Annotated in this window: 12 protein-coding genes; 4 read left to right on the top strand and 8 right to left on the bottom strand. The window is 72.3% G+C overall.

Annotated features, from left to right (window positions below; genetic code table 11):
* The first annotated feature begins 154 nt into the window (after window positions 1-154).
* Window positions 155-1,048 (top strand): ErmE/ErmH/ErmO/ErmR family 23S rRNA (adenine(2058)-N(6))-methyltransferase, encoded by an 894-nt coding sequence (erm, locus tag AS97_RS33720; protein ID WP_210566182.1) that lies wholly within the window; start codon window positions 155-157, stop codon window positions 1,046-1,048.
* On the opposite strand, the gene AS97_RS33715 is transcribed toward erm, so the two are convergent.
* The 4 genes from AS97_RS33715 to AS97_RS33700 all read right to left on the bottom strand — a co-directional run bounded on the left by AS97_RS33715 (window position 952) and on the right by AS97_RS33700 (window position 5,491).
* Window positions 952-1,965 (bottom strand): CDP-alcohol phosphatidyltransferase family protein, encoded by a 1,014-nt coding sequence (locus tag AS97_RS33715; RefSeq protein ID WP_059141758.1) that lies wholly within the window; start codon window positions 1,963-1,965, stop codon window positions 952-954. The genes erm and AS97_RS33715 overlap by 97 nt on opposite strands.
* A 429-nt stretch (window positions 1,966-2,394) precedes the next feature.
* The gene (locus AS97_RS33710) at window positions 2,395-3,660 is read right to left on the bottom strand and encodes an extracellular solute-binding protein (RefSeq protein ID WP_247204845.1); all 1,266 of its coding nucleotides are present in this window, start codon (window positions 3,658-3,660) and stop codon (window positions 2,395-2,397) included.
* Window positions 3,661-3,698: 38 nt separating this feature from the next.
* Window positions 3,699-4,550, bottom strand: a complete 852-nt coding sequence (locus AS97_RS33705; protein ID WP_059141756.1) for a carbohydrate ABC transporter permease — start codon at window positions 4,548-4,550, stop codon at window positions 3,699-3,701.
* Window positions 4,547-5,491, bottom strand: coding sequence for a sugar ABC transporter permease (locus AS97_RS33700; RefSeq protein ID WP_210566180.1), 945 nt, complete (start codon window positions 5,489-5,491; stop codon window positions 4,547-4,549). Before AS97_RS33700 ends, AS97_RS33705 begins: the two co-directional genes overlap by 4 nt.
* 217 nt (window positions 5,492-5,708) lie before the next feature.
* On the opposite strand from AS97_RS33700, the gene AS97_RS33695 reads away from it, so the two are divergent.
* On the top strand, window positions 5,709-6,608 hold the full coding sequence (locus tag AS97_RS33695; RefSeq protein WP_210567330.1) for an aminoglycoside phosphotransferase family protein: 900 nt from the start codon (window positions 5,709-5,711) through the stop codon (window positions 6,606-6,608).
* 412 nt (window positions 6,609-7,020) lie between these two features.
* On the opposite strand, the gene AS97_RS33690 is transcribed toward AS97_RS33695, so the two are convergent.
* Window positions 7,021-7,623: a TIGR03086 family metal-binding protein gene (locus tag AS97_RS33690; protein ID WP_059141754.1), complete on the bottom strand. Its 603-nt coding sequence runs from the start codon at window positions 7,621-7,623 to the stop codon at window positions 7,021-7,023.
* Window positions 7,624-7,739: 116 nt separating this feature from the next.
* A complete protein-coding gene (locus AS97_RS33685; protein ID WP_059141753.1) occupies window positions 7,740-8,462 on the bottom strand; it encodes a 3'-5' exonuclease in 723 nt (240 codons plus the stop codon).
* A 199-nt stretch (window positions 8,463-8,661) separates the two neighbouring features.
* Here AS97_RS33685 and AS97_RS33680 point away from each other — a divergent pair, with 199 nt between their 5' ends.
* Window positions 8,662-9,369: an FCD domain-containing protein gene (locus tag AS97_RS33680; protein ID WP_059141752.1), complete on the top strand. Its 708-nt coding sequence runs from the start codon at window positions 8,662-8,664 to the stop codon at window positions 9,367-9,369.
* The gene (locus tag AS97_RS33675) at window positions 9,366-10,193 is read left to right on the top strand and encodes an ATP-binding cassette domain-containing protein (RefSeq protein WP_210566179.1); all 828 of its coding nucleotides are present in this window, start codon (window positions 9,366-9,368) and stop codon (window positions 10,191-10,193) included. Before AS97_RS33680 ends, AS97_RS33675 begins: the two co-directional genes overlap by 4 nt.
* Before the next feature lie 99 nt (window positions 10,194-10,292).
* On the opposite strand, the gene AS97_RS33670 is transcribed toward AS97_RS33675, so the two are convergent.
* Both AS97_RS33670 and AS97_RS33665 read right to left on the bottom strand, forming a co-directional pair.
* Window positions 10,293-11,540: an SAV2148 family HEPN domain-containing protein gene (locus AS97_RS33670; protein ID WP_059141750.1), complete on the bottom strand. Its 1,248-nt coding sequence runs from the start codon at window positions 11,538-11,540 to the stop codon at window positions 10,293-10,295.
* 89 nt (window positions 11,541-11,629) lie between these two features.
* The gene (locus AS97_RS33665; RefSeq protein WP_125759774.1) at window positions 11,630-12,961 is read right to left on the bottom strand and encodes a copper amine oxidase; all 1,332 of its coding nucleotides are present in this window, start codon (window positions 12,959-12,961) and stop codon (window positions 11,630-11,632) included.
* Between the last annotated feature and the right edge of the window lie 46 nt (window positions 12,962-13,007).

The following is a 13,007-nucleotide window of genomic DNA, read 5'->3' as shown; positions in this document are numbered from 1 at the left end:
CGCGATGAGCCGATTCCTCGCTGTGAGCTGATCCCTTACCCCCACGCGCCCTCGGCCAGGGCCCCCGCCAGTCCAGGAATCACTCGTTCCGGGACGGGCGGCAGGGCCCGTTCCGCGCTGCTGCCGCCCGCCCGGCTCCGAAAGGACCGTGGCCGTGGACCGCAATCGACACCAACCCCCTACCCCACGCCGCACCGAACGCGACCGCGCGAGGCGCGCGTACGGGCAGAACTTCCTCATCGACCCGGGCGCCGTCGCCCGCGTCGTACGCGCCGCCCGCCCCGGGCCCGGCGATCTCCTGGTGGAGGTCGGCGCGGGCAAGGGGGTGCTCACCGAGGCGCTGGCTCCGCGCTGCCGTGAGCTGATCAGCTATGAGATCGACCGGCATCTGATCCCGGGGCTGCGGGAGCGGCTCGCCCGGTATCCGCGGGTCCGGGTGGTGCCTCAGGACTTCCTGACCGCGGCGCCGCCGAGCGAGCCGTTCGCCCTGGTCGGCAATGTGCCCTACGCCCGTACCGCCGAGATCGTGGCCTGGGCGCTGCGGGCGGCCCCCCAGCTGACCTCCGCCACGCTGCTCACGCAGGCGGAGTACGCCCGTAAGCGCACCGGGGACTACGGCCGCTGGTCCCTGCTGACCGTACGCTCCTGGCCGGAGGTCGAGTGGCGGCTGTGCGGGCGGGTGGCGCGTGCCGCGTTCCGGCCGGTGCCCACGGTCGACGGCGGGATCCTGCGGCTGACCCGGCGGCCGCGCCCGCTGCTCACCGACCCGGCGGCCCGGTCCGCCTACGCGGACCTGGTCGAGCTGGGCTTCACCGGGCTCGGCGGCTCGCTCCACGCGTCACTGCGCCGGATCTGCCCCGCCCGCGCACTCGACCGGGCGTTCCGGGCGGCCGGGCTGGGGCGGGAGGTGGTGGTGGCTTATGCGACGCCGGAGCAGTGGCTGGTCCTGGCTCAGGAGCTGACCGAGGTGGTGGCTCGAAGGGGTTCCGCCGTCTCGAAGGAGTTGATGGTGCGGGTGAAGTCCCGGGTGGACAGCAGCAATTTGTAGATGATGGCCAGCTCGAAGACGAGCAGCAGCGCACCCGATACGACGGTCGTCGCCACCACCGCGTCGACGGCCGGGCCGATGATGAACACGCCCATCTGGAACTCGATGCCACTGATGAGATGAGCGCGGATGCGGTGGCGCAGCAGGAAGTTCCGGCACCGGACCCACCACGGGAAGCGGCGCCGGAACTCCTGGTGCAGATCGACGACGGCGGGGCGGCTGCGCTGGGCCGCCGTGGCCTCCAGGGGCGCGGTGTCAGCCGCCGTGGTCTCCAGGGGCGCCACCGGCTCCAACGGTGCCACCGTGTCGCGGTCCGTCTCCAGATCCGCCTCGGGATTCTCCCGCAGCAGGTCCTCCATGAAGGCCAGCTCGGCCTGGTTCTCGGCCTTGCGGGCCGCCCGCATCCGGGCCTTGATCTGCTTGCGCATCCCATGCCGGATCTTGAAGATCTCCAGCGAGTCGATGTAGCGCAACGAGTCCAGGGACGCGACGGCCAGCGCCAGCCACAGATACAGGACGTCGTCGGTGCGCGCGTACTGGCCGCCCATCAGGGCGACCGAGCAGACCAGCACCCGGATCCGGTCGAAGACGAAGTCCAGCCAGGCCCCGAAGACCGAGCCGGTGCCGGTCAGCCGGGCCAGCTTGCCGTCCATGCAGTCGAAGATGAAGCTCACGTGGTAGAGCGCGGCCCCGAGCAGCAGCCATCTCCAGTCGCCCTGAGCGAAGCACGCGGCGGAACCGAGGCCCACCAGGAAGGCACCCCAGGTGAGCTGGTTGGGGGTGGCCCGGGTGTGCCTGGCGGTCCAGCGGACCAGCGGTGTGGCCACCGGGTCCACGAGCATGACGGTCCACCACGCGTCTCGCTTCTTCTCGGTGATCCGGCGGACCTCGGCGAGCGGCGGTATGTCTCGGGGCATGGGAAATCTTCCTGGCGTTCGAAAGGAGTTCACCTGAAGCTAAGAAGTAGTTAAGAGAAGAGACAAGATGAGGCAAGGACAACCTTTGCCGAGGGGTAACGGTCTGCTGGGGAGACCGGGTCCATGGCACGGCCAGGTGCGCCGGACGGCGAGGCCGTCACGGCGACCGACCGACGGGTGGCGGCTCCTGCCGCCGATGGCGGCTCCCACCGCCGAGACCAGGTCACACCGCCAGTGGCGGCTCCCACCCCGGTGGCGATTCCCACCGCCGAGAGCAGGAGCCACCCCGGTGGCGATTCCCACCACCGAGACCAGGACCCACCCCGGCGGCGGCTCCCACCACCGAGACCAGGACCCACCCCGGCGGCGGCTCCCACCACCGAGACCAGGACCCACCCCGGCGGCGGCTCCTGCCGCCGATGGCGCGCCCTATCGCTGGTAGCGGGCGAGCACCAGATTGCCGTCCTCGACCAGCCGCTCCCGCAGCTCCCCCATCCCGATCGCCCCGCTGTAGTACTCCTGCAGCGCCGGGGTGGCCACCTTGTCCTTCCACTCCGGATAGCCACGCACGGACTGGGCGGGCGCCGGGCGCAGCCGTCCGGCCAGGGCGGCGCCGGTGGCCCAGCCGTGCCGACGGGTGTGCAGGGCGGGGTCCCGCAGCGCGGTCCGGCCCGTGGGGAGCATCCAGTCGCCCCGGGCGAGCCGCACCATATGCGGTGGGCGCAGGAAGAAGTCGATGAAGCGGGCCGCCTCCTTCTGGTAGGGGCTGTCGGCGGCGATGGACAGCGTCTGGGGGCTGACCCCCTGGCGCTGGTCGCCGCCGGGTCCGGCCGGGGACGGCAGTACGGTCCAGGCGAAGCCTTTGGGTGCCTGCTGCACGATCTGCTGGCGGTAGGAGAAGCCGAGGGGCACCATCGCGTACTTCCCGCCGAAGAAGCCGGGGAGGGTGTCCGAGCCGCCCATGCCGAGGGTGGTCCGCGCGGCGCTGCGGTCGCCGCCGAGCTGGTCGTGGATGACGCGGGGCACCCGCTGGTCGGCGGCGTCGAACCGGACGGTGACCTTGCCGTCCGTGCCCCGATGGAAGACCTTGCCGCCGGTGGACAGGGAGAGGTTGAGGGTCGCGGAGACGGGCTCCTTGAGCGGCCAGGCCACACCGTGCGTCCCCTCGCGGGTCAGCTCCTTTGCGGCGTCCTCGAACTCCTCCCAGCTCCAGGGCCGTTCGGGGGTGGGAATCCGCACCCGGGACCGCTCCAGCAGGGCGCGGTTGGCGATGAGCACGCGCGGCTCCTGGAGGAACGGCACACCGTGGACGGCACCGGCGAAGGTGGCGGTCTGCCAGGTCTGGGGCGGGATCTCGTCCTTGAGCCGCTGGGGCAGCAGGCCGGTGAGATCGGCGAGATAGCCGCCGTAGGCGAAGTCGGCCAGGTCGTCGGTGGCGTCATGGATGATGTCGGGCGCCTCGCCGCCCTCGAAGGAGGTGAGCAGCTGGTCGTGGACGCTGTCCCAGCTGCCCTGGACGTAGTCGACCCGGATGTCGGGATGGGCCGCGTTCCATTCCGCCACCAGTTGCTTGTTGGCCTCGATGGATTCCTGCTGCCAGGCCAGGGACTGGAAGCGGAGGGTGATCCGGCCGTCGGACGCCCGCCGACGGCCGGGCGCGCAGGCGGAGAGCAGGGTCCCGGCGGCGGACAGCATCCCGGCGGCGGACGCGGCCAGCAGCGTGCGGCGGCGCATCAGTGCTTCACCGCCCCGGCCAGGGTGCCGCTGGTGATCCGGCGCTGGATGACCGCGAACAGCACGAGCGAGGGCAGCGTCGCCAGCAGGGAGGCGGCGGCGAGCGGGCCGAGGTCGGCGACGCCCTCGGTGCCGATGAAGTGCGTGAGGATGACCGGCATCGTCTGTTTCCGCGGGGACTTGAGCAGGACGAGCGCGAAGAAGAACTCGTTCCAGGCGGTGATGAAGGCGAAGAGGGCGGTGGCCACGATGCCGGGGGCGAGCAGCGGCATGGTCACCGAGATCAGCGTCCGCAGTCTGCTCGCGCCGTCCACGGCCGCGGCCTCCTCCAGCTCGCGCGGTACGGCCCGGGCGTACCCGGCCAGCATCCACAGGGCGAACGGCAGGGACCACACCACGTACACCATGATCAGCCCGGAGAGGGAGTCGATCAGGCGGACCTCCTTGAGCACCAGGAACAGCGGGATGATCACCAGGACGAAGGGGAACGCCTGGCTGACCACGATCCAGCCGGTGGCCGCCCGGGACAGCGGGGAGCGGTGGTGCCGGGCCATCACATAGGCCATCGGGGTGGCGATGACGACGGTGATGGCCGCGGCGGCGAGGGAAGCGATCAGGCTGTTTCCGGCGGACCGCAGCAGCGGCTGCTCGTCGAACGCCTGGCGGAAGTTGTCGAGGGTGGGATGGTCGGGGATCCAGCCGGGGTGGAGGCTCGCCAGCTCACGCGGCGGTTTGAACGCGGTGGAGACCAGCCACAGCAGCGGGAAGGCGAGGAAGACCAGATAGCCGAGGAGGGCGAGGTACTGGCCGGTGCGGGCCGCGCGGCGCCGGGCGGTGAGGCGGGTACTCATGCGTCGTCGTCTCCCTTCAGCCGCGCGACGAGATGGACGGCCAGCAGGATGGAGACCACCGCCACCAGCACACAGCCCATCGCCGCCGCGTAGCCGAACTGGCCGTAGCGGAACGCCTCTTCATAGGCGAAGAGCATCGGCAGCCGGGTGCGGCCACCGGGCCCGCCGCCCGTCAGGACATAGACCAGCGCGAAGGAGTTGACGTTCCAGATGAAGCTGAGCGCGCTGATGGCGAGGGCGATGGGCCTGATGGCGGGCCAGGTGACGGTGCGGAAGCGGCGCCAGGCGCCGGCGCCGTCCATGGCCGCGGCCTCGTGCAGTTCCCGCGGCACATGGGAGAGTCCGGCCAGCAGGGTGACCGTGACCTGCGGAAGGCGTGCCCAGATGCCGACCACGACGACGGCGGGCAGTGCGGTGGTCAGGCTGCCGAGCCAGTCGCGGTGGGTGCCGAGCGTCTCGTTGAGCAGCCCCGCGTCGGGGTGGTAGACCAGCCGCCACATGATGCCGACCACGACCTCCGGCATCGCCCAGGGAACGATCGCGAGCGCCCGCGACAGCCAGCGGAACCGCAGGTTCTGATGGAGCAGCAGCGCGAGCCCGAGCGCGAGCAGGAACTGCGGCACGGAGACGGCGACCGCCCACACCAGGCCGATCCGGAAGGACTCCCAGAAGAGGGTGTCGCGCAGCAGGTCCTGGAAGTTGAGCAGTCCGATCCACTGGGTGGGATCGGTGCGGCCCGCCTGCGAGTCGGTGAAGGCCAGCACGATGCCGTAGAGCAGCGGGCCGATGCTGAGCAGGAGGATCGGGATCAGCGCGGGCAGCACCAGGAACCACGCCCGGTGGCCGTTCGCCGCGCGGCCCGGGCCCTTGCCGGTGGCGGTGGAGGGGGGTGGGGCGGAGCCCTGGTCCGAGCGCGCCGAGGCGGCGGTCACGGGTATCACGGCAGGGCCTCCTTCGGACGCGGTGGGAGGGCGGCCCGGTGGGAGAGCCCACGTCATGGTGCGGAGGGCGGGCGGTGCAGTCAAGCGGTTCACCTGTGGTAGCCGATGCGAGACTTGGGGGGAGGGACGACCGAGACGTGGGCGTCGGGTGGGGAGACCGCGACGTGGGCGGGCGGGACGACGAAGAGTGAGAGGTGTGGCGGTGGCGGATGTCGCCTTGACGGAGGAGCGGGCCCGGGCGGTGCTCTCGGCCGCGCTGCCGCCCTACCGGGCGGGTACGGCGGAGGCCCGGCTGCTGGCCCTCGGGGAGAACGCCGTCTTCGCCGTCGACAGCCTCTCCCTGGTGGTCCGGATCAGCCGCGATCTGGAGGTGTGGGACCGGGCCGCCCGGGAGCTGCGGATCGCCGACTGGCTCGCCCGGGAGGGGCTGCCCGCGGTACGTCCCGACCGGCGCTTCGGCTCCGAGCAGCCGCTTGTGTTCGCCAATCACCTCGTCACGTACTGGCAGCGGCTTCCCGATCCGGTACGCCCCGCCGGGCCGCGCGACCTCGCGGAGCTGCTGCGGATGGTGCACGCGCTGCCCGACCCGCCCGCCGATCCGGCACCGCTCCCGCTGCCGCGCCGCGATCTGCTGGGCGGGATCGAGCGCTGGCTGCGGCTGGCCGGGAACGCGATCGTCCCGGCGGACGCGGCATATCTGCGCGCCCGCCGGGACGAGTTCGCGGCCGCCGCCGAGGAGCTGGCCCCGCGGCTCACCCCCGGCCCGATCCACGGCGACGCGCTGCCGCGCAATGTGCACATCGGCCCGGACGGCCCGGTGCTGGTGGACCTGGAAACCTTCTCGCACGATCTGCGCGAGCACGATCTTGTGGTGATGGCACTGTCCCGGGACCGCTACGGGCTCGGCGCAAAGGCGTACGACGCGTTCGTGGCGGAGTACGGCTGGGACGTCCGGGAGTGGCCCGGCTGCGCGGTGCTGCGCGGCGCTCGGGAGACGGCGAGCTGCGCCTGGGTCGCCCAGCACGCCCCCGGCAACCCCGCGGCGCACGCCGAGTTCACCCGCCGCATCGCCTCTCTGCGGGAGGACGACCCGACGGTGCGCTGGCACACGTTCTGAACGAACGGCTCCGGTTCAGGGGCCACCCTGCGCCGCACCACGCACCACGCACCACGCCGACTGCCCCGCCGCGCGGCCCGCGCCCGCGGGTGTCCGGCGGACCACGCGGCGGAGCCGCATATCGATGCTTCCCCCTCCCCGCCCCTTCCCGTTACCAGGGGCTCCGCCCCTGGACCCCGGATCTGGGGCAGAGCCCCGGTTTCGGGGTCTGGGGCGCAGCACCAGCCCAGGGTGCGGGGCAGAGCCCGGTGCGGGGTCTGGGGCGCAGCCCCAGTTCCGGGAAGGGGTGGAGAGGGGAGCAGCCCGCCGCAGGCGGCACGACCCACCGGCCCCCAGGCCCGGGACGAACGGGTTGGGCCCGGGGCCGCCAACCGGGCCGCGGCCCGTCCGCTCGCCGTGTCGCTCTCCCCTGTCAGGCCTGCCACTTCGGGTCGCGGCCGCTGAGGGCGACCGCGCGGTCCAGCGGCGGGGCGTCGTCCGGAACCGAGACCATGGGGCCGAACGCGCCGTCCGGGCGCTGCTCGTCCGGGAACGCCGACAGCCATCCGATGATGGCCTCGGCGCTGCGGGCATCGCAGTCGTAGGGCTGGCCGGTGGCGCGGGCGAGGTCCCAGCCGTGGATCAGCAGCTCGTCCAGCGCCACGACGCCCATCATCTGGGCGGGCATGGTGACGCCCCCGGCCACCGTGGTGCCCTGCCAGGCGGACGGCTCGCGCCAGGCCGCGGCCAGCGCGTCGAGCCGGCGCGGCAGCTCCTGCCGCCACTCGGGGTCAAGCCGGTCCGCCGCCCCCTCCCCGGGGGCGGGGCCGTCCGGGCCCGCCGTGGCCGTGGTCTTCTCGGCGGCGTGGCGCATGCCGATGGCGAGCCCCATGAAGTGGTCGAGCAGATCTCCCACGGAGTAGGTGCCACACGGTGTGGGCGCGCTGAGCTGCTCGTCCGAGACGCCGCTGAGCAGCGCCGTCACCCGGTGGACGGTGGGTGCGAAGTCGATCACGGTGGTCTGGTCGTCGGTCACGGTCGGTCTCTCCTCATCGAATCCGTGGTGCCCCTCAGAGCCCCTCACCCATACGGACCGGCCGGAGGCCGGAAACTCATCGGTGCGACGGCCTCCGCTCTCCGCCGGGCGGGCCACTACCCCATCACCGCGCCGGCCTCCCGCAGGGGCCAGCCGGCGTCCACGACCGCGTCCGGGGTGCCCTTGCGGCGCAGCCACGACTGGAAGTCGGCCGCCCAGCCCGCATACCACGCCACCTGCTTGCGGTGGAGGTCCCACAGCTCGAGCCCGGCGACCTCACGGTGGCGCTCGGCGAGCGCGCAGGCGACCCGCACCGCCGCCAGCGCGTCCGCACCGGCGTCATGGGCCCGGTCGTGCACCACTCCGTACTCCCCGCAGACGGCCTCCAGCGTGCGCTTGCCCTTGCGATAGCGGTCGACGGCGCGGTCTATCGTGTACGGATCCACCACGGGCCCGGTCTCCGCGCCTTCCAGCCGCTCGCTCAGCGGGCGCAGCCCGTGCCGCCCCAACTCGGCGGCGAGCAGGCTGAGATCGAACGCGGCGTTGTACGCCACCACCGGGGCGCCGGCGCGCCAGTGGGCCACCAGCACCTCGGCGACCTCCTCGACCACCTCACGCGCGGACCGGCCCTCCGCCGCCGCCCGCTCATTGGTGATCCCGTGCACCGCCACGGCGCCGTCGGGGATGGGCACTTGAGGATCGGCCAGCCACTCGCGCCGCCCTATCGGCTCCCCGTCCCTCACCTCGACCACGGCCGCCGTCACGATCCGTGACGTCCGCGGATCGGTGCCCGTCGTCTCCAGATCGAATCCGATCAGCAGCCCCCGATGCCAGCCCATGACCGCCCCTCCCTTTGTCGTACTTCCCCCAGGTGTGCACCACCTTCCCACGCACCACTGACAACGACCGGTGAAGGACCTCCAGGGCTTCCGGCCCGGCCGGCCACAACCCGGTGACCACGGAAAGTCCTCAGACGTCTGAGGACTCCGTGTTAGAGTCCCGCCGTCCTCTGAAGATCGTTCAGGAAGGCGCGGCGCGGTGGCGGAGACGGCACGGTTGCGGCACGGGCCCGTGGTGCCGCGGGTCGAGAGCGCCCTGCGCGCGATGCTCGCGGAGGGCCGGTGGCGGCCCGGCGAGCGGCTGCCCAATGAGGTGGCGCTCGCCGCCGAACTGGGCGTGGGCCGCTCCTCGGTGCGGGAGGCCGTGCGGCTGCTGGCCCATGACGGGCTGGTGGAGGTGCGCCATGGCTCGGGCACCTACGCCGCCGAGCCCCCGGCCCCCGCCGGGGAGGGCGATATGCGGCGGCTGCTGCGCCGGGCCCGGCTGCGGGAGGTGTACGAGGTGCGCCGCGCCCTCGAAGTAGAGGCCGCCCGGCTGGCCGCCGGGCGCCTGCGGCCGGCGGACATCGGGCGGCTGCGGGACCATCTCGCGCTGCGCGAGGAGCGGACCGGAGGCGATCCGGCCGCCTTCGTGGACACCGATCTGGCGTTCCACCGGGCCGTGGTGGAGCTGTCCGGGAACGCCGTGCTGCTCGGCCTGTTCACCTCCGTCCTGCCGGTGCTGCGCGCCGCGCTGGTGGAGATGGTCAGCTACGAGACGGCACTGCCCGATGTGTCGTGCGCCCACGCCGAGCTGCTGGACGGGCTGGCGCGCGGGGACGCCGACGCCGCGATCACGGCCACGGTCTCCCACCTCGAGGCCGTCATGGAACTCTTCGACAGCGAAAAGGAGGTGGCGGCCCCGTGACCGCCCCGGCCGTCCCCGTACTCAGGCTGCGCGATGTGGATGTGGTGCGCGACGGCGCCCCGCTGCTGCGCTCGATCTCGCTCACCGTCCACCAGGGGGAGCACTGGGCGCTGCTCGGCTCCAACGGCGCCGGCAAGTCCACTCTGCTCAGCCTCGCGGGCGCGCTGGTGCACCCGACGCACGGCACGGTGGAGGTCCTCGGCCGCACGCTGGGGCGGGTGGATCTGCGGGAGCTGCGGTCGTTCGTGGGCCATGTCGATCCCCGGCATCCGCTGCGCTCCCCGCTGCGGGTGCGGGATGTGGTGCTCACCGGGCTGACCAACACCGTGGAGCCGGTCCCCCGCCGCCACTCCACCCCCGAGCAGCGGGAGCGGGCCGACCGGCTGCTGACCACGCTCGGCATGGGCGGGAAGCTGGACGCGCGCTGGCCGACCCTGTCGCAGGGCCAGCGCGGCCGGGTGCTGATCGCGCGGGCGCTGATGCCCCTCCCCCGACTGCTGCTGCTCGACGAACCGGCCACCGGGCTGGACCTGGCCGCCCGTGAGCAGCTGCTGGAGAGCCTGGACACCCTGCGCCGGGAACACCCCGAGCTTGCCACCGTCCTGGTGACCCACCACCTGGAGGAGCTGCCCGCCAGCACCACCCACGCGATGCTGCTGCGGGAGGGCGAGTGCCTGAGCGCGGGGGAGGTCGACGCGGTCCTGACCACCGACGCCATCAGCAAGTGCTTCGACCACCCGGTGCACATCAGCCGCACCGACGGCCGCTGGGCCGCCCGGGCGCTACGGCCGCCGTACCAGAGCACCGAGCGGCCGGTTCGGTAACAACGGGCCGTAGGGTCAGAGCAACGGCCCGTCCGGTCAGGACACCGGGCCGTAGGGTCAGAGCAACGGCCCGTCCGGTCAGGACACCGGCCCGCCCCGTCAGGACACCGGCCGGGAGTCCGCCCAGACGCTTTCGAACTCCTCGCGGTAGGTGCCGAAGAGCCCGCCCTCGCCCTCTTGGGCCCCGCCCTCGCGGACGACATCGCTGCCCCGCCCGCCGCCGCGCAGCACCAGGACCGGGGCCTCCATGCCCCGGGCCTTGCGCAGATACGGCTGGACGACCGCGAGGCCGTCCACGCCGTCGCCGTTGACCAGGTAGGCGGTGAAGCGGGGGGTCTCGTCGAAGACATGGATCTCGAACGCGTCCGGGTCCCGCAGCCGGGCGCGCACCCGCCGCATATGGAGGATGTTCATCTCCACCGAGCGGCTCATCTCGCCCTTCTTCAGGCCCAGTTCGCGCTCCCGCCGCCGCACCGCGCTGCTCGCCGGGTTGAGGAAGAGCAGCCGGGCCCGGCAGCCGGATTCGGCCAGCCGCACCAGCCGGCGGCCCGAGTAGTTCTGGACCAGGAGGTTGAGCCCGATGCCGACGGCGTCGAGCCGGCGGGCGTTGCCGAAGAGGTCCTCGGCGGGGAGCTGGCGCTGCAGCCGCACCCGGTCGGGATGGACGCCCACGACATCGGCGTAGCGGTCGCCGACGAGATCCTCGACGGCGTCGATGGGCAGCCGGTCGGCGGAGGGGGAGCCGGTGCCGCTGCCGAGGATCTCCAGCAGCCTCGCGGAGGCGCGCTCGGCCTGGGCGAGGACCGTCACGGACAGGGCGCGGTTGCGGGAGACCACATTGCGGGCGACCTCCAGCTCGTCCAGGGCCAGCTCCACCTCGCGGCGGTCGTCGAGGTACGGCTCGAAGCACGGCCAGTGCTGGACGAGGAGCTCCCGCAGCTGCGGGAGGGTCAGGAAGCTGACGACATTGTCGTCGGCGGGGTCGAGCAGATAGCCCTTGCGCCGGCTCACCTCACGGACCGCGACCGCCCGCTGCACCCACTCCTGCCCGGCAGGGCCGGCGGCGGCGATGACCCAGTCCTCGCCGTGGACCGGTGCGTAGATGGGCCGCAGTACGGCGTTGACGACCGCGCGCAGCCGCTGTTCCACGAGGTTGAGCCAGATATAGGCCCGCCCGGCCCGGCGTGCGCGTGTGCGCACCTCACTCCAGGCGTCGGCGCCCCAGTCCAGTTCCGCTCCGATCTCCATCGGCCGCACCAGGGACACTGCGCCGGGAGGTGCGTCGGTGGAGCCGTCACCCCCGGGACCTCCGTCACCGGGGGGCAGCTCCAGCCCGCCCGAGCTCACCTGTGCACCGCCTTCCGCCCCCGACCAACGATCACCGCAGACTACTGCGCTGGCGGGGGCGGTGCGACACTCAGGTCCTGCCTATCGGGTCAACGTTCCTCTTCTGTATGGCCGTTGTGTCCGGACAGTGCAGGAGGCGTGAGGGGATTCATAGCGGTGACGTCGCGCGGGGAGAGCTGGAAGCCCTGCCAGTGCAGCGGCATGGGCTCCTGGTCCTCATCCCGGGCGATGTGATGGAACCCGATATTGACCCATACGATCGGGTGTTTGAGGGTCTGGCCATTGACCCACTTGTCGACGCTCTTGCCCGCCCCGGCACCGCAGTTGCGCAGATTGTTGCTGGCGAACTGCTCACACTTGTTGTACTCGGTGAAGTAGACGTCGTGTTTGGTGAAACTACGGCCCTGGTACTTGGTGGTGTGGCCGGGGACGATCTCGTAGCTGCGCGGATGACCGTCCTTGTTCTTGCCCGCCGAGCTGACCACGCGCCACCACCGCGCCGGCGCCGCGTCGCCCGCCAGCTCCTTGGTGACCTTGGTGCGGGTGGTCTTGGTCTTCGGGATCCGCCCCGAGGTCGCGGTGGTCTTGGAGTCGTACTGCTCGACCTTGCTCTTGGGCGAGCCGTCGAGCCCGAAGTTCAGCCGCCAGAAGACGTTGTGGGCGTGGCTGGTGGCGTAGTCCTTGGCGCCCTTGCCGATGGGCCAGCCGCGGCCGTCGCCCGCGTCGTAGTCCATCGGGGAGAGCGTGCCGGTGGCGCCGACCTGCATGGTCATGGTGCCGTCACCGGCGAACCGCCACTCGGTGATGTACTCGTACCAGCCGACCTGGTTGACGGTGTAGACCAGCAGGTCCTTGCCCTGAAGCTGGTAGACCTTGCTGTCCTCGCCGGCTCCGAAGCCCCCCGTGCCCATGCGGTAGGCGTGGCCGCGGGCCCGGGTGGTGGCGCACAGGCCCTTCACATTCGGATGCTCGGGGTCCCAGGCGTCGGGCACCCGCACGGTCTTGATGGTGCCGCCGGGGCATTCGGCCGGGTCGAGCTGCTGCAGCCCCTGGGCGAAGCCCTGCCCGGTGAGGTCGTCGTACTCATTGCTGCCGTCGTCGTACGGCACATGGATCTGGCCCAGCTTGGCCGAGGTCAGCACCTTGATCGGGGCACTTTCGCCCTTGGGCTGGTACGAGACCTTGTCGAGCACCAGCCCGGCGTTGCTCTCGTAATGCCAGCACATCCGCCAGGTGGTGCCGCCGTCCAGCTTCTGCTCGATTCTGTACGGGGTGCTGCAATCCGCCGCGGCCGGGCTCTGCGGGGCCGCCTGGGCGGTGCCGACCGGCCCGGCGGCGACCGCCACGGTGCCGAGCAGCGCCGAGGCGCCGATGGCCGCCGCGACCCGGGCACGGGCGCGGCGGAGCCTGCTTTCAGGCATGGAGAGACTCCTGTGATGAAGGTGAGGCGTAGGGGTGTGCGCTGCG

This window comes from Streptomyces sp. AgN23 (genome assembly GCF_001598115.1).
Lineage (GTDB): Bacteria > Actinomycetota > Actinomycetes > Streptomycetales > Streptomycetaceae > Streptomyces > Streptomyces antimycoticus.
The sequence above is the reverse complement of the archived record's forward strand: the minus strand, read 5'-3'. Positions and strand labels throughout refer to the sequence as shown.